This is a genomic window from Aliirhizobium wenxiniae, assembly GCF_019511445.1.
Taxonomy (GTDB): Bacteria; Pseudomonadota; Alphaproteobacteria; order Rhizobiales; family Rhizobiaceae; genus Neorhizobium; species Neorhizobium wenxiniae_A.
The window spans coordinates 313212-331553 of record NZ_JAEUAN010000001.1; the positions used below are offsets into that span (position 1 = coordinate 313212).

Consider the following 18342-nt stretch of genomic DNA (forward strand, 5'->3'; position numbering starts at 1 on the left):
CGGAAATTCGTTATGAAATTTACGCGAGCGAAGCGGAGAGTTGATGGGGGCTAAAGGGATAGCTGAGATCGGCACATGGCGGACGCGTATCGTCGTGTGGCTGCTGCATCGCTTTTTTCTCGTCTCCCGCGGGATGACGATGGGCGTTCGGGCGGCGTGTTTCAACGATCGAGGCGAGATTTTTCTGGTGCGCCACACCTATGTTCCGGGCTGGTATATGCCGGGTGGCGGCATGGAACATGGCGAGACGGCGCTGGAGTCGCTGACCAAGGAATTGCGGGAAGAGGGCAATCTCGTCATGACTGAAACGCCCGAACTTGTGCAGGTCTACTATAACCGGAAGACCAGCAAGCGCGATCACGTGCTGTTTTACCGCGTCACCGTCGAGCAGACGGCACCGCGGCTGCCGGACCGGGAGATCGCCGAGAGCGGCTTTTTTCCCCTCGACGCATTGCCGGAAGAGATCACCGACGCCACGCTCCGCCGCTTGAAAGAGCTGAGCGGAGATGGGGCGCGGTCGGATTACTGGTAGCTACTCGCCCAGCCCTTCGCGCCCATGCGCCGCGTCGAGGTCAAGTGCCGGGCCAACCGGGATGATGCCGGTCGGATTGATCGTCTTGTGACTGCCGTAATAGTGGCCCTTGATGTGGAACATGTTGCAGGTCTCGGCCACACCCGGCTGCTGATAAAGATCCCTCAAATATCCGGACAGGTTCGGATAATCGGCGATGCGGCGAATGTTGCACTTGAAGTGGCCGACATAGACCGGATCGAAGCGGAAAAGCGTGGTGAACAGGCGCCAGTCGGCTTCCGTAATGCTATTGCCGAAGAGATAGCGGCTTGTTTCCAGTCGCTGGTCCAGCATGTCGAGCGTCTCGAACAGGGCGGTGACGGCTTCTTCATACGCATCCTGCGTGGTGGCGAAGCCTGCCTTGTAGACGCCGTTATTGACCCTGTCGTAGACGATGGCGTTGAGTGCGTCGATCTCCTGCCGCAAGTCGGCGGGATGGAAATCGAGGCTGGAGCCGGTCAGGTCGTCAAAGGCGCTGTTCATCATGCGGATGATTTCGGCGCTTTCATTCGAGACGATGGTGTTTTGCTGCTTGTCCCATAGGACCGGCACCGTTACGCGGCCTGAATAATGCGGATCGGCCTTCAGATAGACCTGATAGAGATAATCTGAGCCGAAAAGACCATCGCCGGTCGCGCCGTCACGTTTTTTGAATTCCCAGCCGTTTTCCAGCATCAGGTGATCGACCACCGAGACGGAGATAAGGTCTTCCAGCTTCTTCAGCTTGCGGAAGATCAGCGTGCGGTGTGCCCAGGGGCAGGCGAGTGAAACATAAAGATGATAACGCCCGGCTTCGGCCTTGAAGCCGCCTTTACCGGATGGGCCGGCTGCGCCATCCGCGGTGACCCAGTTGCGGAACTGCGATTGCGAGCGCTCGAAACGCCCCTTGGTTGCCTTCGTATCGTACCAGACATCCTGCCACTTGCCGTCAACGAGCCTGCCCATGGTGCTCTCCTTTTTGTTTCCCGGATAGATACGGCAAGGGTTTGAGATTACGAGACGCAATTTTTCGAACAGTGCGTTTTTGCATTGGACGGGTGAAAAAAATCCTGCTAGTTGGCTTTTCACATTTTTGTGGGATACCTCAATTACATGACCGAAGCACGGGCACTGCGACGACGCTGAAGATCGACCACGACGCCAGACGAGGCGTCATCGACTTCGCATGTCCTGTCCGCTCTTTATCTACGGCTTCGGTTATCCCATGTCCTCATCTGCCTCTCTGCATCTTGTCGCCACAAAATCCCTGGCAAAGCACGAACTCGTCTATCTGACCGAAGACGCATCGCATGATGCGGCGATCGAGCTGATCAACGAAGAAGCGTTCGGCCCCGGTCGACATGTGCGGGCCGCCGCCCGGATCCGCGAGCAGGGGCCTCACGACCGGTCACTTTCCTTCATCTGCGCCGACGATGGCGAAACGATCGCTTCGGTGCGGATGACGCCGGTGCTCGCCGGAACGGTCAAAGCGCATATGCTCGGGCCGCTTGCGGTGCGGCCTACACATAAGAATATGGGCATCGGCAGGGAACTGGTGCGGATCGCGATCGAGGCTGCAAAGCGCAAGGGATCGGAGGGCGTGATCCTGATCGGAGACCCGCCTTACTACATGCCGCTCGGTTTCGAGAAGGTCGCCTATGATGCGCTGAAGTTTCCCGGTCCGGTCGATCCGGCGCGGGTACTCATCGTTCCGCTGGCGAACGACGTGCATCCACGCCTCAATGGCGACATCGGCTGGCGCAAATAACACAAATCAATTATGCCTCGGATGAAGCCGACAAAATGGGGTGTCGGTGGCCTCATAAAGAAGGCATTGGGATGAGATCAATTACGGTGGATGAGGCGCTCGACCGCGCCGGCGCAGGACGATATCAGCGACGATTGATCGGGATATTCGGTCTTGTCTGGGCGGCGGATGCGATGCAGGTTCTGGCCGTCGGGTTCACCGCGGCATCAATTGCCGCCACGTTCGGACTGACTATTCCCGAGGCGCTGCAAACCGGCAGCCTGTTCTTTCTCGGCATGCTTGTCGGCGCCATGGCGTTCGGCAGGCTGGCTGACAGGATCGGCCGACGCACGGTGCTGATCATCACGGTTTTCTGTGATGCTCTCTTCGGTCTTCTTTCGGCATTCGCGCCGGATTTTACCATTCTGCTCATCCTGCGCTTCCTGACCGGCATGGCCGTCGGCGGCACGCTGCCGGTCGATTATGCGATGATGTCTGAATTTCTGCCGGCGAAAAATCGCGGGCGCTGGCTGGTGGCGCTGGAAGGTTTCTGGGCCATTGGTACGCTGATCGTGGCGCTGACCGCCTGGGCTGCTAGCCTTGCGGGCATGCAGGATGCCTGGCGGCTGATTTTCGTGGTGACGGCGCTGCCGGCGCTGGTGGGGATCGGATTGCGGGTCCTCATTCCCGAATCGCCCATCTATATGTTGCGCACGGGGCGCAACGAGGAAGCGCGGCAGGTGCTCGACCGGATCATGACGGTCAATACTGGCCGGGGGCTTTCCGACGACGAAGAGATCGCGCCACCGCCATCCGTCCCGCGCGAGGGGATCTTTGCCCCGGCTCTGCGCCGCACCAGTGCGATCATCCTTTCCATCTGGTTTCTCGTCTCGGTTTCCTATTACGGGATCTTCACCTGGATGCCGGCGAAACTTGCCAGCGAAGGATTCGGCTTCGTGCGTGGTTACGGCTTTCTTGTTCTGGTGGCGCTGGCGCAGCTTCCGGGCTATGCGCTTGCGGCCTATGGTGTGGAGCGCTGGGGGCGCAAGCCGACGCTGACCGGTTTCTGCATCCTGTCGGCCGCCGGATGCCTGCTGTTCGTCCTCGCCTCCGGTCCGGTCCTGATCGGTTCGTCGCTTCTTCTCATGAGCTTTGCGCTGCTCGGCACATGGGGCGCGCTTTACGCCTATACGCCCGAGCTTTTCCCGACCCGTTCAAGGGCGACCGGCATGGGGGCTGCGGGCGCGATGGCAAGGCTCGGCGGGCTGCTCGCCCCTTCGGCAATGGTCTATGTGGTCAGCCATGGATTTGGTCTGACGGTCGGCATTTTTGCCGCCCTTCTGGCGCTCGCGGCCGTGGCATCGCTGATGATCCGGCTCGAAACCAGGGACGTCTCGCTTTCCTGAGATAACAGGCACCGCTTCCGGGCGGTGCCTGAAACCAGTTCAGTAGTTGGCGCTGTAGAGCAGCGGCACCCAATCATAATTTGTCTCGTCGCGGCGGACATGGCCAATGCCGGGGAAGGCGTGATGAGCGCCTGCGACCAGATATTTGCGGTCGGCGGCTTCGGCAAAGGCGACGGCACGGGTGGCGGCCGCCTGTTTCTGGTCGACGTCGAACTCGACGGTGACCTCCGGCCGGTCGTATTGCAGCACGTCACCATGGGCGATATCGCCCCAGAAGACGATCGTCTCTCCCTTGCTTTCGACAATGATGGCGCTGTGTCCGGGCGTGTGGCCGGCGCGCAGGACCGATGCAAAGCCGGGGATCGGGGCGGCGTTGTCGCCAAAGGTCTTGAACCTGCCTGCCGCGATGTAAGGCCCGACCGCCGCTTCGGCCTGCGCAATCTGAGGCCCGAGCCCGGCATCGGCCTTTGCCTTGGCATCCGCCTTCAGCCAGAACCGTTCCTCTCGTTCGTTGACGTGGAGCATCGCGTTTTCAAAGACCGGCTTGCCATTGATCGACAAGCCGCCTGAATGATCGGCATGGATATGGGTGAGGATTACGTCGTCGATCTCGCTTGCCCTGTAGCCGGCGGCCTCGATATTGCTGACCAGCTTGCCAAGCGATGGGCCCATCAGGTTGCCGGTGCCGGCATCGATCAGGACCAGCCGCTCGCCGGTATTGACGAGGAAAGCATTGACCGACGTTTCCGTCGGGTTCTTCTGGAAATAGCCGGCGAGATAGGTCTCGGCATCCTTTTCCTCGATGCCTTCGTAGATTTTGGCCATGGGCAGCGCCACGGTGCCATCGGAGAGCGCTGTGATTTCGTAGTTCCCGAGTTTCAGGCGGTAGTAACCGGCGGCCTGCCTGCCGATGATCGGTGCCTTGGCGAGAACGGTCGATGGGAGCAGGGAAAGGGTTCCGGCGGCAAGCGCAAGGCCGGTGGTGGATTTCAAAAGATTGCGGCGGGTCTGCATGAGGCGCTCCAGGGAGAGGTTGAGATTGCGGTCTTGAACTGACCTGGAGAGCACGTATGTATCCTAGCATCAGCAAACAAATCGATGCGGCTCATGACTACTATCGATCATTTCAATCTTCGCTCCTTCGACCTCAACCTGCTGGTCGCCTTCGACGCACTCATTTCCGAAGGCAGTGTCACCAAGGCGGCGAAGCGGCTGAAGATCCAGCAGCCGGCGATGAGCCATTCGCTCTCGACCCTGAGGGTGCTGCTGCAGGACGAGCTTTTCATCCGGGTGGGGCAGGTGATGCAGCCGACCGCCAAGGCACGCAGCCTCGCGGTTCCGGTACGCAAGGCTCTGAAACAGGCGCAGCTGGCATTGACCGGCGGTGATATCTTCGATCCGGCAACCGAAGAGCGGACCTTTCGCATCGCCATGTCGCCGGAGGTGGAATTGCTGCTCATCCCCGACCTGACGGCGCGGCTGAGGCTTCTGGCGCCGGGCATCCGGCTTCTGGCACGGGTATTTCCCTATGAAGCCATGGATCCGTCTTTGGATGACGGCAGTATCGATGTCGCGGTCGGCTGTACACATACGCAGACGAGCCGCAAATCGTTCGAAACGCTTTACCGGACCGAGTTTGCCTGCTGCTATAATCCCGACCTTCTGGATTTTTCCGGTTCTGTCGGGCTTGAGGCCTATCTTGCTGCCGAGCATGCAACCATCTCGCAGAACGAGACGCTGCAGGGCTGTATCAAGGAGGCGCTGGAGATTGCCGGTATCGAGCTCAATGTCGTGACGGCAGCACCCGGTTACATGTCGGTCCTGTCGGCGGCAAAGGGCAGCCCTTTGATTGCGACGGTGCCGAGCAGGATTGCCGAGCGTTATGCGCCTCTGCTTGGCCTGAAGGTCAGTCCGCTGCCGGTGTCGCTGACCTTTCCGCCGGTCAACATGGTCTGGGCAAACCATGCCGATGGCGACCCAGCGAACGCGTGGCTGCGCCGGCAGATCCGGGAGAGCTTTTCGTCCAGTGGCATTTCCGGCGAGACCAAGGTTTTCGCATCGCCCGTCTCCGAGCCGGATATGGAGCCTGCGTGACCGGTCAGAATCGTTTGGCGAGCCATGTGACGACATGGCCGCCGGACAGTGCATCCAGTTTGCCGATCTCGGCGTAACCGAGTTTCTGGTAGAGCGACAGGCCGGCAGGGTTCATAGTGTCGATATAGGCGCCGATGCAGCCACGTTTTCGAGCTTCATCTTCCGCCATTTCCAACATGCGGGTGGCAAGACCCTGACCCTGCAAGTGTTCGGGAATGTAGAGCATGGAGACGTAGAGCCAGCCGCGGCCGGTGTAGCCGACAAGGCCGCCGCTGATCTCGCCATCGTCATCGTAAAGCGGGATCGTCAGTTCGCGGCGGTCGCTTTCGCCGAAGGTGGCAATGTTGAAGGCGCGCAGCTTCTGCAGGATTGCGTCTTCCTCCAGCGGCGCGATGCCCTCGGTTACTTTCAGTTCCATGCTCTTCATCCCTCCCAAAGAGGGACGCATCGATAAACTAAAGGGCCTTTTTAAGGAAGGTGCGGGTGCGCTCGCCGACGAAAGCGGGGAGTTCTCCGAAAATCTCGTAGCCATGGCGCTGATAGGCTTTCAGCGCCTGCGGATTGAACGTATCGATCCAGGCGCCCTTGCAGCCGCGACGACGAGCTTCGGCTTCTGCCTGTTCGAGAAGTCGTGCGGCCATGCCCTGACCGCGCAACTCTTCCGGCACGAACAGGGCCTGGGTGAAAAGCCAGCCCCAGGAAGTGTAGCCGAACATGCCGCCGATCACCTTGTCACGTGCGTCACGGATAAGGACAACAACCACCAGCCGATCGGCAGGGCCGACGTCCGACGCGTTATAGGCTGTGAGGCCGTTGAGGACGATATTCAGATCATCCGCCGACGCTTCCGACGTGGTTTCGAGACGAACGTCCATTATCGTCCTTCGCGCCACCACATGGCCGCGACCGCAAAGAGCAGCGCCGAGAGGCCGGCGAAACCGGCAAACAGCGGCAGGCTGTTGACGCCGCGCAACACACTCTCGTCGGTCATGCGGATCGACATGCGGTTGGGATTGCTGACGCGGATTTCGCCACGCACCGGCAGAATATCCGGCAGGGTGATATTTTCACCAGAGGCGACGCGGGTGACGAGGCCGTGGGTCTTTTCCGCATAGGGTTTCAGCACGTCTTCGGTCGAGATCATCGCCTTGAACTCGGGTGCATCGACGGCACCGACATGCACGAGCGTCGAGAACTCACCATTCGACACCTGGAAAAGGCCGACCTCGTCCATACGGCGTTCAAGGCGGTACTGACCCGGTTCTGCCTGCGTCATGGCGATTGTTTCCGTGCGGCCTGAGGGGAAGCGCACGGTTGCCGGGCCGGGATCGTCGCCGATCGTCTGACGGGTTGCCTCCAGAGTGCGACCGGAGGAGCGGGCGGTGAGCGCCTCCTCTTCCAGTTCCGGTTCCTTCATCAGCCAGTGAGCGATACGGCGATAAAGGGCCACATGCGGACCGCCGCCTTCGAACCCACGCGCCCAGAGCCAGCCCTGATCCGACAGGAGCATGGCGACGCGGCCCTGACCCTGGCGGTTCAGGACGAGAAGCGGACGGTCGCCGTCGCCTTCCATGACCGTCTGGCCGCGCGGCTGGTCGACATCGATGGTGCGGAACCAGCGGCCCCAGGCGGGCGGCGTCTGGCCGGAAGTATCGAGGCCGCGGGTGACGGGGTGTTTCTGGCCGACTTCGGAAAGATGCGGGTAGAAGCCGGCATTGTGGACATCGCCGGTGGGCGACGCCGGAAGCACCTGTTCCAGCGGGGTGAGCGCGATCGAATCCTCGCTTGCGTGTTCGGGACCTGCCGCGATCAAGAGCGCGCCGCCGTTTTGCACATATTGCGAAATGTAATCGTAATAGAGGATCGGCAGCACGCCGCGATGCTTGTAGCGGTCGAAGATAATCAGGTCGAAATCCTTGATCTTTTCGACAAACAGTTCGCGGGTCGGGAAGGCGATCAGCGACAGTTCGTTGATCGGGGTGCCATCCTGCTTTTCCGGCGGGCGAAGAATGGTGAAGTGGACAAGGTCGACAGATGCGTCGGACTTCAACAGGTTGCGCCATGCGCGTTCGCCGGCATGCGGTTCGCCGGAGACCAGCAGAACGCGCAGGTTCTGGCGGATGCCATCGATGACATGGACGGCGCGGTTGTTGGCGGTCGTCACTTCGCCCGGAAGCTCGTCGACGGAAAATTCCATGACGTTGTTGCCGGCGCGCGGAACGGTGAAGGGGAAGGGCGTGTTGGCGCCGGGCGAGGCGCGGAAGGTGGCGATCTGCTCGCCGTTCATGCGCACGGTCACCTGGGCCGGCGTGTTGGTGGCGCGGCCATCGTCGACGACGCGCAGCGTCAGCTCCTGCTCCTCGTTGACGATGCCGAAGCGCGGAGCGCGGACGACTTCGACGCGCCGGTCGAACTCGTCCGGTTGTCCGGTGATCAGACCGTGAACGGGGGCATTGAAGCCGAGTTCCTGATTGGTGCCGGGCAGGTCGTGGATCTGGCCGTCGGTGACGAAGACGGCAGCGCCGAGGCGGGCCGGGGGTACGTCTGACACTGCGGAGCGCAGGGCCGTGTAGAGGCGTGTCGAGGGTGTGTCGCTATCCGGGTCGTCGGCGACTTCGACGATGCGGGTCTCGATATTCGGATATCGGGCAAAGCGGTCGCGCAGTTCGGCCAGCGCCTCGTCCGTCTGTCGCTTGCGCTCATCGGTCTGCTGGCTCTGCGATCGGTCGACGACGATTGGCACGATGGTCGAGAGCTGTTCACGGTCTTCCTGCAGCAGTGTCGGGTTGGCGAGCGCCAAAAGCAGGAAGGCGAGCGCCAGCGTGCGCAGGCTGGCCCCGCGGACGCGGCGCCAGAAGGCAAGCGCGCAGAGAACGAGTGCGAGGATGCCGAGACCGATCAGGACAGGCCATGGGAAGAAAGGCGAGAACTCAAGTGTCATCGATGCTCTTTCCTACTGGCCAAGCCGTTCGAGAAGGGCAGGGACATGGACCTGGTCGGCCTTGTAGTTGCCGGTCAGCATGTACATCATGATGTTGACGCCGGCGCGGTAGGCATATTCGCGCTGCATGTCGTCCGGCGGAACGGTCGGCAGGACAGGTGCGCCCTGCTGGTCGACGGCCCATGCTCCGGCCAGATCGTTGCCGGTGATCATGATCGGTGAGACGCCATCGCCGCCAGAGGAGACCTGATTGGCGTTACGGGCATCCTGACGGGCCTCGACCCAAAGGGCGCTGCCATTGTAGCGGCCGGGGAAATTGGTCAGAAGATAGAAGGAACGGGCCAAGACGTGGTTTTCCGGCACAGGCTCTAAGGGTGGGATGTCGATATTGGCGAGGATTTGCTGCAGCCGTTCGCCATTCGGCGTGCTGCCGCCACCGCCGAGCGAGGAATACTGGTCGCGGGTATCGAAGAGCACGGTGCCGCCATTGCGCATATAGGCGTCGATGCGCGAGACCGCGGCCTGCGACGGCATCGGCGCATTGGCGGAAATCGGCCAGTAGATGATCGGGTAGAAGGAGAGTTCATCCCTGGTGATATCCAGCCCAACGGGCGCGCCGGGCTCAAGCGTCGTGCGGTAGGTGAGGAACTCGGTAAGACCCGCAAGCCCCTGTTCGGAGATGCGATCGACATCGGCCTCGCCGGTCGTGACATAGGCGAGATGGGTCGTGTCGAGATGTTCGAGGATCTGTTCGTCGCCGGCTTTCGCACCGCTGCCTTCCGGCATTTCCTGCGCGGAAACCGGGTGAGGCTGGAAGGCGATAAGGCCGAAGGCGATGGCGGCAATTGCTGCTGCTGCACTTGTGCGGCGTCGTGATCCCTTCGGCAGGCGCGAGAAGGCGCCGTTGATGAAGAGCACGATCAGGCTGTCGAGAATGAGCATGGCAAAGGCTGCGGCAAACAGGGCAGGCCGCAGCGAGACAGCTTCGCCACCGGCAAGGCCTTCGCGGGTGACTGCGCGGCCGATCGGGGCGGGATCAAAGGCGGCAAGCTCTGCGCCGGGCGGCAAGAGGTTGACCGCGGAAAAGCCGTCTTCGGTGCCGTAAAGGCCCGGAGGATGGTCGAAGGTCGCCGAGGGCGTTTCGCCGGCGCGGATCATGATCGGGCGCACGCCGCTGGTTTCGGTCGAGAGAAGGCCGTCGGCGGTCAGCAGGCGGTAGGCGGGCAGTGTTGCGGCGGCGTTTTCCGAGCCTGCCGATGCGGTCGTTGCACCGCCGGCACGGGCCATCTGGACGACACGGCGCAGCATTTCGACGAAATTGCCGGAGAGCGGCAGGTTCGACCATGTGGCTTCGGCGCTGGTGTGGAAGAGCACGAGGCGGCCGGCATCGACATCACGCGTGGTGACGAGCGGGGTTCCATCGGCAAGGCTTGCCCAGGTGCGCTCAGCAAGATCCGGCGTTGGTTCGGCAAGAACCTGGCGGGTGACGGTGATATCGGTTGCGCGCGGCATGCCGGCGAAGGGGCCGAATGTGGGGAAGTTCGCCAGCGACTGCGGCTCCGACCAGGACATGGCGCCGCCAAGCGCACGTTCGCCCTGGCGCAATCTTACCGGCACAAGCGGATCATCGGCGGGAGCTGCTGCAAGGCGTGGACCAGCAAACCGGATCAGCGTGCCGCCGCGGGCGATCCAGCGTTCCAGCGGCTCATAGGTTTCGGCCGGAAGGCGGCCGACATCGGCCATGATGATGGCGGATGGGTTGTTTTCGAGGATCTGCGGGATCGCGACGGCAAGGTCCGCGGTATTTGTCTGGATGATATCGGCATAGGGCGAAAGCGCCCTGTTGATATAATAGAGCGGCTGCAGAAGCGGCTGGAAATCGCTGCCGCTTTCGCCTGAAATCAGTGCGATACGGCGGCGCTTGAAACCGTCATCGAGCAGGTGGGTGGCGCCTGCGGTGGCTAGGCCCTCGACGCCGAGGCGGGCGAAATCGTTGCGCAGTTCGAAAGGTGCAGAGATTTCAGCCGTCGCGGTGCCGGAACCGGCGGCGAAATCGACCGTGCCTGCGGCGAGCGAACGGCCCTGCTGGTCGAGCGCGTTGACCGTCAGTTGCTGCGGAGCGGCGGTATCGAGGCGGGTGGCGGTGACGGCCATGGTCTCGGAATTGTTGGTGGCGCCGGTAAGCGCGACCGCGCCGCGGCCTTCACCCTGATAGAGACGAACATCGTTTGGCGCGAAGGCTGCAAGGGCGGTCATGGCATCACCGTCGCCGGGGGCTGCTATGCCATCGGAAATGAGAGCGACGGTACCAAGCGGATTGCCGTCCAGCGCTTCCTGCAGGGTGCGGATGGCGCGCAGGCGATCGGGGACGAGAGGCTTCGGCTCGGCGGCGGCAAGCTTGTCGCGGGCGGCAGAGGCGGTGCCGGCGGTCGGCTCGTTGTTCGTGTCGGCGGTGAAGGTCAGCGAGACCGGAACGTCGGCGCTTTCAGCCTCGTCGATCAGCATGCTGGCGGTCTCGACCCGGCGTTCCCAGTCAACCGAGCTAGACCAGCCATTGTCGATGACAAGAGCCAGCGGGCCATTGGCATTGAGCGAACTGGCGCGCGGGTTCATGACCGGATCGGCGATCGCGAGAATGACTGCGGCGGCAAGCAGCATGCGCAGAAGCGTCAGCCACCAGGGGCTCTGGGCCGGGGTTTCCTCGCGCTTCAGGACAGTTGCGAGGATTCGGAGCGGCGGGAATATTTCGGCTTTCGGGCGCGGCGGCGTGAGGCGCAGCAGCCACCAGATGACCGGCAGCGACAGGAGGCCGAAAAGGATCAGTGGATTGGCGAAGGCAAGCGCGTTCATGTGCGGCCTCCCGGGAATGTCGCGGGCATGCCGGACAGTTGGCCGTGGACCGCAACCAGCGCTTCGGAGGCGAGGTGATCGGTGCGGTGGAAGGTAAAACTCCAGCCGAGACGGCGCAGGCCATCGCCTAGCGCTTCGCGGCGGGCGAGATAGGCGCGCTGATAGTCATCGCGGATCATTTCGGCGCGGCCGGAGGTGAGCTTTTCGCCGGTTTCCGGATCGGTGAATTCGGTTCGGCCGGTATAGGGGAAGGTTTCTTCGGCAGGATCTGCCACTTCGATGACATGGCCGCGCAGGCCGCGTTTTCCAAGCGGCGAGATGCGCGACATAACGCTGTCGGCATCATCGAGAAAATCGCCGATCAGGACGATATCGCTCTGGCCTCTGATCATCGCGGTTTCCGGCATGCCGGTGGTCGGCGGCGCATGCATGATGGCGGTCGCCAGCCGTTCGGCGGCGTTGCGGGCCGAGACCGGTTCCATGATGCCGGGACACCCGATGCGTTCGCCGGAGCGGGCGAGGATTTCGGCAAGCGCCAGCATCAAAACCAGCGCGCGGCTTTCCTTCGAGACCATGGCGAAGGTCGACTTGTACATCATTGACGGCGACATGTCGGCCCAGAGCCAGATAGTGTGGGCTGCCTCCCATTCGCGGTCGCGGACATAGGTATGGTCGTCGCGGGCGGAGCGGCGCCAGTCGATGCGCGACAGGCTTTCACCTTCGGCATAGGGGCGGAACTGCCAGAAGTTTTCGCCCATGCCGCGCTTGCGCCTTCCGTGCCAGCCGGCAATCACGGTGTTGGCGATGCGCTTTGCTTCCACCATGCAGTCGGGCACCAGTGCCGCACGCGCCTGGGCGCGGGAGAGGACTTCACTGCTGGGTGTCTGCTCGACGATCTGGCCGATTGATGCCACGCATTGTCCTTTCGAAAGGCCGGGAAATTATCCGCGGGCCTGCTTTACCAATCCGGCGATCACGTCGCGCACCGACATGCCTTCGGCACGGGCGGCGAAATTCAATGCCATGCGGTGTTCGAGAACCGGTTCCGCCAGTGCATAGACATCGTCGAGCGAAGGGGCGAGGCGGCCCTGATAGAGCGCGCGGGCGCGGGCGGTCAGCATCAGCGACTGGCCGGCGCGAGGACCTGGACCCCAGGCGACGTGCCGGTCGGTATCGGCATTGCCATGGCCGGGGCGGGCGGAGCGGACGAGCGACAGGATCGCATCGACTACCTTGTCCGAGACCGGCATCTGGCGGATCAGCATCTGGATTTCCTGCAGGCGGGCACTGTCGATGACGCCGCGGGGCTTGGCTTCGGCAAGACCGGTCGTGCCGAGCAGGATCTGACGTTCGGCATCGAGATCAGGGTAGAGAACATCGACCTGCAGCAGGAAGCGGTCGAGCTGGGCTTCCGGCAGCGGATAGGTGCCTTCCTGTTCCAGCGGGTTCTGGGTGGCGAGAACATGGAACGGGGCGGGGAGATCGAAACGCTGGCCGGCAACCGTGATGTGGTATTCCTGCATGGACTGCAGAAGCGCCGACTGGGTACGCGGCGAGGCGCGGTTTATTTCGTCGGCCATCAGCAGCTGCGCGAAGATCGGGCCCTTGATGAAGCGGAAGGAACGGCGGCCGGTTTCGTCCGTATCCATGACTTCGGAGCCGAGAATATCGGAGGGCATCAGGTCGGGCGTGAACTGGATGCGGTTGGAATCAAGGCCAAGAACAGTACCGAGCGTGGTGACGAGCTTGGTCTTGGCAAGACCCGGCACGCCGACGAGCAGCGCGTGACCGCCGGAGAGGACTGCGAGAAGCGTGTTTTCCACCACCCGTTCCTGGCCGAAAATGACCTTGGCGATTTCCTCGCGGACGGCGGCGATATCGGCCAGCGCCTTTTCGGCGGCGGCGACGATCGCCTTCTCGTCAAGAACGGCCTCGGTTGGATTCATCACGCCCATGTCGTTCTCCATAATCAAGGTCGATATTCATCTGCCGGTCGGGTGTCTGCCCTCAGCACGAGTCGTTGCACCGCAGCAAGTACATTAGCCTCAGAAACTATTACCCGAAATAAGGCTGACAAGCTCGTTCCGAATGACTATCTCGTGAGGAATGATCGCGACGGTCAACGATTAATTTCGAACCGGGACTGAATGATGGCAGCAGAGACGATAAATTCGGCGCCCGACGCCGCCGGCCTTGCGGCCATGATTTCGCGCGCTGCCGAACAATCCGGCGACAAAAGCCGCGGATTGCCGCCAGTGGACAAGTGGAATCCGCCTTTCTGCGGCGATCTCGACATGGAAATCCGGGCTGACGGCACTTGGTTCTATATGGGAACGCCGATCGGCCGGGCGCCGCTGGTGCGGCTGTTTTCCACCGTTTTGCGCAAGGACGAGGATGGCAAAACCTATCTCGTCACGCCTGTGGAAAAGGTCGGCATCCGGGTCGTCGATGCGCCGTTCGTGGCGGTCGAGATGCAGGCGGGAGAGCGAGATGGCGCGCCGCTGATCACATTTCGCACCAATGTTGGGGATGTCGTCGAAGTCGATGCGGCCCATCCTTTGAGGTTCGAGACGGTTGGTGAAGAGCGGCAGTTGAAGCCGTATGTGCTGGTACGCGGACGGCTGGAGGCGCTGGTCTCGCGGGCGATGATGTATGAGCTGGTCGCGCTCGGCGAGACGGTCACGATCGACGGGATAGAGATGTTTGCCGTTCGCTCGGCGAGCGAGGTCTTTCCGATCATGCGTGCGGATGAACTGGAGCGGCTGGCATCATGAGTGACCTGATCATCGATGAGGCCGCGCCGTTTTCAGCCGGAGAATTCCGCCGCCGGGCGCTGCATCAAAGCGGCAGGCCGCTCGATGCGGCCTGGGGCGATCACGGCGATCATCGGCTCAATCCGCAATTCGTCCAGTCGGCGCGTGACCTGAAGCTGCGTGATGCGGCGGTGCTGGTGCCGGTCGTCGATGATGGAAACGAGGCAAAGATCATCCTGACGCAGCGCACGGCGAGCCTACGCAAACATTCCGGCCAGATCGCCTTTCCGGGCGGGGCCATCGATCCCGAAGATGCTTCGCCGGAGCAGGCGGCACTGCGCGAGGCGCGCGAGGAGATCGGGCTTGATCCTCGCTTTGTCGAACCATTGGCGCGGCTGCCGAACTATTATGCGCCATCGGGTTTTCGCATCACGCCGGTGCTTTCCGTGGTGAAGCGCGGTTTCGAGCTGACGCTCAACCCGACCGAGGTGGACGACGTGTTTGAGGTGCCGCTGTCGTTTCTGATGAACGAGGCGAACCACCAGCAGGGCAGCCGCCAGTTCAACGGAACGGAGCGGCATTTCTACCTGATGCCCTACGAGGACCGGAATATCTGGGGGATTACCGCGGGTATCCTCCGCACGCTTTATGAAAGGCTTTATGCATGACTTCTGTGGCTGGCGAGACCTGGTTTCAGGATGCGGCCCTGCAACGCGTGATGGCGCTGCTGAATTCCGATGGTGGCGAGGCGCGGGTCGCGGGTGGCGCCGTGCGCAATGCGCTGATGGGGCTCGCCGTCGCCGATGTCGATATCGCGACGACGCTCAGACCAGAGATCGTGGTCGAGCGGGCGAAGGCTGCAGGCATCAAGGCGGTGCCGACGGGGATCGAGCACGGTACGGTGACGCTGGTTCTCGACGGCCGCGGTTTCGAGGTGACGACGCTGCGGCGGGATATCGAGACGAACGGACGCCATGCCGTGGTCGAGTTCGGCACCGACTGGAAGGCGGATGCGGAGCGGCGCGATCTGACGATCAATGCACTTTATGCGGACGCCAAGGGCGAGGTGATCGATCTCGTCGAGGGCTTGAAGGATATCGAGACGCGCACGGTGCGCTTTATCGGTGATGCCAGCCAGCGGATAGCGGAGGATCATCTGCGCATCCTGCGGTTCTTCCGGTTCTTTGCCTATTATGGCTCGGGCCGGCCGGATGCGGATGGCCTCAGGGCCTGCGCACGCGCAAAGGACATGCTGTCGAGCCTTTCGGCCGAGCGTGTCTGGACCGAAACGAAGAAGCTGCTAGGTGCGCCGGATCCTTCGCGGGCGCTTCTGTGGATGCGGCAGGCCGGTGTTTTGACGGCGATCCTGCCGGAGACGGAGAAATGGGGCATTGACGGCATTCATGCTCTCGTCGCGGCCGAACGGGCACTCGGCTGGAAGCCCGAGCCGCTGTTGCGGCTCGCGGCGATCGTGCCACCGGATGTCGAGCGGATGGCGGCGCTTGCAAAGCGGCTGAGGCTGTCGAATGCGGATGCGCTGAAGCTGCAGCAATGGGCGGCAACGACTGCGCCACCGGATGAAGTAACGGATGTCGGCTTTACTCGGCTGCTTTATCGCAATGATCGGCAGGGGATGATCTTTCGCCTGAAACTGGCGCTCGCTTCCGCGCGCGCGGTCGCCGAGGGCGATCCGGTGGCGATGCGCAAGAGCGCGAGGCTTTCGCAACTGCTGTCGATGACTGAAAAATATGTGAAGCCGAGCTTCCCGCTGTCCGGATCCGATGTGATCGCGGCTGGCATTCCGGCTGGCAAGCGGGTGGGCGAGATTTTGAAGGAACTCGAGGATTTCTGGATCAGCCGCAATTTCAATCCCGAGCGGCCCGAACTGGCCGCCCGTCTGGAAAACATGCTGAGCAACGGCAATTGACGAGTCTCAAGCCGGCGCTTTCTCTTCGTTGCGGATGCGTGCCTTGATGTTCTCCACCATGTTTTCACGGATGATCTGTTCGCCGTGATCGCTGCGCATGTGTGCGACGGCGCGGCGTACGATCTCCGCATCTTCCTCCGCACGCGTGTGCCATTGGCAGCCGGGCACGAGTGTGCCGCATTCGAAAAGGCGCATGGCCATTACCTCCCTGTGGTTGATATCGGTCGCCCGCACAGGGCGACCCGAGTTAAACCAGAAAAGGCTGCCGAAGTTCCGCAGTTTCGCTGTCTTCGGCCTTTCAAAAGACCGCTGTTAATCGCGCATTGCCCAGGAGTGGAATACCGAGCCTGCCGGCGGGTTGACGGGAATTGCCGGTTTGTCATCGGCTGATGTCGAGCCCGGCTGCAAGCCGGCCAACTGGCGTTTTACCTGCGCTATGCAGAAGGAGAGTGGTAGTTCTCCGCCGCTCTTAACCCGCATTTCCGTTGCGAGGCGGTCAATCAGTTCGGACTTGCTTAATGCTCTGGAGTCTGCGTCGCCTTCAACAGGAGCGACGGATCGGGGCATGCTATTCGATGCTGTCATCGGATACTCCTCCCGGTTGATCTTCACAGACTAACACCGGGAGAGAAGATTCGTGTATGACATTTGTCAAATGTACGATGCCGTACGAAAAATAGTTCGTGAGCGATCGTGATCCGGCTTACCGGTCTTACGGCCAGCGGACGGCAGGAGGCAGGGAGGACAGGATCGATTCCACGTTGCCGCCGGTCTTCAGGCCAAAGATCGTGCCGCGGTCGTAGAGCAGGTTGAACTCGACATAGCGGCCACGGCGCACGAGTTGCTCGTCACGCTGTTCTTCCGTCCAGGGGGTGTTGAAATTCGACCGGACGATTTTCGGATAGACAAGGTTGAAGGCGCGGCCGACATCCTGAACAAAGGCGAAATCGGCATTCCAGCCGCCTTTTTCTTCCGGCGACTGCAGCCAGTCGAAGAAGATGCCGCCGATGCCGCGCGGTTCGTTGCGGTGCTTGAGGAAGAAGTATTCGTCGCACCACGCTTTGTAACGGGGGTATTCCGCGATCGCGTCATGACGGTTGCAGGTGATTTCCATGACGCGGTGGAAGAGTTGGGTGTCCGGGTCTTCCTGGGTTCGCCGGTCATTCAGCATCGGGGTCAGGTCGGCACCGCCGCCAAACCAGTTGCTGGAGGTCACCACCATGCGGGTGTTCATGTGAACGGTCGGGACATTGGGGTTGACCGGGTGAGCAATCAACGAAATTCCGGTGGCCCAGAAGCGCGGATCTTCCTCGGCGCCGGGGACCTGGCCGCGGAAATCGGGCGAGAACTCGCCATGGACGGTGGAGGTGTGGACACCGACCTTTTCGAAGACGCGGCCTTCCATCATCGACATACGGCCACCGCCGCCTTCACCATCATGGCGCAGCCAGTCCTTGCCAACGAAAGTGCCGGGGGGCTGGTCGGACAGCGGGCCGGCCAATTCCTGCTCAAGGGTTTCGAATGAGGTGCAGATCGTATCGCGCAGGTTTTCGAACCACGCACGGGCGGCCTGCTTCTTGTCTTCGATATCTTCGGGCAGGCCTTTCGGCAGGTTCGGGCGTTCCATTGCGGTTCCTCTCGTATTGCGCGGTCGATTCGTCTCCTCGGCCATCGCCATAACAGCAATGGCTATCGCGGGCTATTCCGCCAACTGTCCCGGGCTGCTCATCCATTGAAAATCGGACTCGCAAAACGTGCAGACCGCGCTTATCTTCGTTTATTAGCAAGGTGCGGATGAGAGGCTTTCATGGCAAAATTCACACCACCGCCGCTCGACGGCTTGAAGCGGCGTATCGACCGCCACCGGCAGCATACGGCCGGAGAGCGTTCCGGCATGTTCGTGCGCGAAACCTTCCAGATGTCCCGGATCGAGGCTCGCGAAAAGGCGCGGGAGTGGTTCGAGGAATTCCCCAAGGCCGCCTATTGGACCGAGGTGGAAAGCTGGCGGCAAATGGATGGCGACCAGATAGAATTCACCATGCGGCGGCTGCCGACGGCGGATTGACGACGGCGA

The 18342-nt window shown here is 61.8% G+C and carries 19 protein-coding genes; 8 read left to right on the plus strand and 11 right to left on the minus strand.

Features of this window, described 5'->3' with window-relative positions; translation table 11 throughout:
• Positions 1-43: 43 nt before the first annotated feature.
• Positions 44-532, plus strand: a complete 489-nt coding sequence (locus JNB91_RS01615; RefSeq protein WP_220323761.1) for an NUDIX domain-containing protein — start codon at positions 44-46, stop codon at positions 530-532.
• Here the strand turns inward: JNB91_RS01615 and JNB91_RS01620 are convergent, their stop codons facing one another.
• Positions 533-1516 carry a glutathione S-transferase family protein gene (locus JNB91_RS01620; RefSeq protein ID WP_220323762.1) on the minus strand — a complete coding sequence of 328 codons (984 nt, stop codon included), beginning with the start codon at positions 1514-1516 and terminating at the stop codon, positions 533-535.
• Between the two features lie 301 nt (positions 1517-1817).
• Between JNB91_RS01620 and JNB91_RS01625 the strand changes: the two genes are divergently transcribed.
• Both JNB91_RS01625 and JNB91_RS01630 read left to right on the plus strand, forming a co-directional pair.
• Positions 1818-2318: a GNAT family N-acetyltransferase gene (locus tag JNB91_RS01625; protein ID WP_220323902.1), complete on the plus strand. Its 501-nt coding sequence runs from the start codon at positions 1818-1820 to the stop codon at positions 2316-2318.
• Positions 2319-2389: 71 nt separating this feature from the next.
• Positions 2390-3703 carry an MFS transporter gene (locus tag JNB91_RS01630; protein ID WP_220323763.1) on the plus strand — a complete coding sequence of 438 codons (1314 nt, stop codon included), beginning with the start codon at positions 2390-2392 and terminating at the stop codon, positions 3701-3703.
• A 39-nt stretch (positions 3704-3742) separates the two neighbouring features.
• Here the strand turns inward: JNB91_RS01630 and JNB91_RS01635 are convergent, their stop codons facing one another.
• The gene (locus tag JNB91_RS01635) at positions 3743-4717 is read right to left on the minus strand and encodes an MBL fold metallo-hydrolase (RefSeq protein WP_220323764.1); all 975 of its coding nucleotides are present in this window, start codon (positions 4715-4717) and stop codon (positions 3743-3745) included.
• 93 nt (positions 4718-4810) lie between these two features.
• On the opposite strand from JNB91_RS01635, the gene JNB91_RS01640 reads away from it, so the two are divergent.
• Positions 4811-5797: a LysR family transcriptional regulator gene (locus tag JNB91_RS01640; protein ID WP_220323765.1), complete on the plus strand. Its 987-nt coding sequence runs from the start codon at positions 4811-4813 to the stop codon at positions 5795-5797.
• Positions 5798-5801: 4 nt separating this feature from the next.
• Here the strand turns inward: JNB91_RS01640 and JNB91_RS01645 are convergent, their stop codons facing one another.
• The 6 genes from JNB91_RS01645 to JNB91_RS01670 are packed head-to-tail and all read right to left on the minus strand — an operon-like array spanning position 5802 to position 13543.
• Positions 5802-6215: a GNAT family N-acetyltransferase gene (locus tag JNB91_RS01645; protein ID WP_220323766.1), complete on the minus strand. Its 414-nt coding sequence runs from the start codon at positions 6213-6215 to the stop codon at positions 5802-5804.
• A gap of 37 nt (positions 6216-6252) precedes the next feature.
• Entirely contained in the window at positions 6253-6672 is a 420-nt protein-coding gene (locus JNB91_RS01650; protein WP_220323767.1) for a GNAT family N-acetyltransferase, read from the minus strand.
• Positions 6672-8738, minus strand: coding sequence for a hypothetical protein (locus tag JNB91_RS01655; protein WP_220323768.1), 2067 nt, complete (start codon positions 8736-8738; stop codon positions 6672-6674). The genes JNB91_RS01650 and JNB91_RS01655 overlap by 1 nt, the downstream gene beginning before the upstream one ends.
• A 12-nt stretch (positions 8739-8750) precedes the next feature.
• Entirely contained in the window at positions 8751-11588 is a 2838-nt protein-coding gene (locus JNB91_RS01660) for a DUF4159 domain-containing protein (RefSeq protein ID WP_220323769.1), read from the minus strand.
• Positions 11585-12502 carry a DUF58 domain-containing protein gene (locus tag JNB91_RS01665; protein WP_220323770.1) on the minus strand — a complete coding sequence of 306 codons (918 nt, stop codon included), beginning with the start codon at positions 12500-12502 and terminating at the stop codon, positions 11585-11587. The genes JNB91_RS01660 and JNB91_RS01665 overlap by 4 nt, the downstream gene beginning before the upstream one ends.
• A gap of 27 nt (positions 12503-12529) precedes the next feature.
• Complete coding sequence (locus JNB91_RS01670; RefSeq protein WP_220323771.1) at positions 12530-13543, minus strand: AAA family ATPase; 1014 nt, start codon at positions 13541-13543, stop codon at positions 12530-12532.
• A 195-nt stretch (positions 13544-13738) separates the two neighbouring features.
• Here JNB91_RS01670 and JNB91_RS01675 point away from each other — a divergent pair, with 195 nt between their 5' ends.
• Genes JNB91_RS01675 through JNB91_RS01685 form a run of 3 tightly spaced genes read left to right on the plus strand, consistent with a single transcriptional unit; the run spans position 13739 to position 16268 of the window.
• Positions 13739-14362, plus strand: coding sequence for a DUF1285 domain-containing protein (locus JNB91_RS01675; RefSeq protein ID WP_220323772.1), 624 nt, complete (start codon positions 13739-13741; stop codon positions 14360-14362).
• On the plus strand, positions 14359-15009 hold the full coding sequence (locus JNB91_RS01680; protein ID WP_220323773.1) for a CoA pyrophosphatase: 651 nt from the start codon (positions 14359-14361) through the stop codon (positions 15007-15009). Before JNB91_RS01675 ends, JNB91_RS01680 begins: the two co-directional genes overlap by 4 nt.
• Entirely contained in the window at positions 15006-16268 is a 1263-nt protein-coding gene (locus JNB91_RS01685; protein WP_220323774.1) for a CCA tRNA nucleotidyltransferase, read from the plus strand. Before JNB91_RS01680 ends, JNB91_RS01685 begins: the two co-directional genes overlap by 4 nt.
• A 6-nt stretch (positions 16269-16274) precedes the next feature.
• On the opposite strand, the gene JNB91_RS01690 is transcribed toward JNB91_RS01685, so the two are convergent.
• The 3 genes from JNB91_RS01690 to hemF all read right to left on the minus strand — a co-directional run bounded on the left by JNB91_RS01690 (position 16275) and on the right by hemF (position 17895).
• The gene (locus JNB91_RS01690) at positions 16275-16463 is read right to left on the minus strand and encodes a DUF1059 domain-containing protein (protein ID WP_220323775.1); all 189 of its coding nucleotides are present in this window, start codon (positions 16461-16463) and stop codon (positions 16275-16277) included.
• 117 nt (positions 16464-16580) lie between these two features.
• Entirely contained in the window at positions 16581-16853 is a 273-nt protein-coding gene (locus tag JNB91_RS01695) for a hypothetical protein (RefSeq protein WP_223218004.1), read from the minus strand.
• Between the two features lie 127 nt (positions 16854-16980).
• Entirely contained in the window at positions 16981-17895 is a 915-nt protein-coding gene (gene hemF / locus JNB91_RS01700) for an oxygen-dependent coproporphyrinogen oxidase (RefSeq protein WP_220323776.1), read from the minus strand.
• 180 nt (positions 17896-18075) lie between these two features.
• Here hemF and JNB91_RS01705 point away from each other — a divergent pair, with 180 nt between their 5' ends.
• On the plus strand, positions 18076-18333 hold the full coding sequence (locus tag JNB91_RS01705; protein WP_220323777.1) for a hypothetical protein: 258 nt from the start codon (positions 18076-18078) through the stop codon (positions 18331-18333).
• Positions 18334-18342 lie beyond the last annotated feature (9 nt).

Excerpts from the sequence above, each read along its gene's own strand:
- JNB91_RS01650 (WP_220323767.1), bottom strand. The coding sequence starts at position 6,672 with ATGGACGTTCGTCTCGAAACCACGTCGGAAGCGTCGGCGGATGATCTG.
- JNB91_RS01675 (WP_220323772.1), top strand. The coding sequence starts at position 13,739 with ATGGCAGCAGAGACGATAAATTCGGCGCCCGACGCCGCCGGCCTTGCG.
- JNB91_RS01685 (WP_220323774.1), top strand. The coding sequence starts at position 15,006 with ATGACTTCTGTGGCTGGCGAGACCTGGTTTCAGGATGCGGCCCTGCAA.
- JNB91_RS01645 (WP_220323766.1), bottom strand. The coding sequence starts at position 6,215 with ATGGAACTGAAAGTAACCGAGGGCATCGCGCCGCTGGAGGAAGACGCA.
- JNB91_RS01695 (WP_223218004.1), bottom strand. The coding sequence starts at position 16,853 with ATGACAGCATCGAATAGCATGCCCCGATCCGTCGCTCCTGTTGAAGGC.
- JNB91_RS01660 (WP_220323769.1), bottom strand. The coding sequence starts at position 11,588 with ATGAACGCGCTTGCCTTCGCCAATCCACTGATCCTTTTCGGCCTCCTG.
- JNB91_RS01690 (WP_220323775.1), bottom strand. The coding sequence starts at position 16,463 with ATGCGCCTTTTCGAATGCGGCACACTCGTGCCCGGCTGCCAATGGCAC.
- JNB91_RS01635 (WP_220323764.1), bottom strand. The coding sequence starts at position 4,717 with ATGCAGACCCGCCGCAATCTTTTGAAATCCACCACCGGCCTTGCGCTT.
- JNB91_RS01705 (WP_220323777.1), top strand. The coding sequence starts at position 18,076 with ATGGCAAAATTCACACCACCGCCGCTCGACGGCTTGAAGCGGCGTATC.
- JNB91_RS01615 (WP_220323761.1), top strand. The coding sequence starts at position 44 with ATGGGGGCTAAAGGGATAGCTGAGATCGGCACATGGCGGACGCGTATC.
- hemF (WP_220323776.1), bottom strand. The coding sequence starts at position 17,895 with ATGGAACGCCCGAACCTGCCGAAAGGCCTGCCCGAAGATATCGAAGAC.
- JNB91_RS01670 (WP_220323771.1), bottom strand. The coding sequence starts at position 13,543 with ATGGGCGTGATGAATCCAACCGAGGCCGTTCTTGACGAGAAGGCGATC.
- JNB91_RS01655 (WP_220323768.1), bottom strand. The coding sequence starts at position 8,738 with ATGACACTTGAGTTCTCGCCTTTCTTCCCATGGCCTGTCCTGATCGGT.
- JNB91_RS01640 (WP_220323765.1), top strand. The coding sequence starts at position 4,811 with ATGACTACTATCGATCATTTCAATCTTCGCTCCTTCGACCTCAACCTG.
- JNB91_RS01680 (WP_220323773.1), top strand. The coding sequence starts at position 14,359 with ATGAGTGACCTGATCATCGATGAGGCCGCGCCGTTTTCAGCCGGAGAA.
- JNB91_RS01630 (WP_220323763.1), top strand. The coding sequence starts at position 2,390 with ATGAGATCAATTACGGTGGATGAGGCGCTCGACCGCGCCGGCGCAGGA.
- JNB91_RS01620 (WP_220323762.1), bottom strand. The coding sequence starts at position 1,516 with ATGGGCAGGCTCGTTGACGGCAAGTGGCAGGATGTCTGGTACGATACG.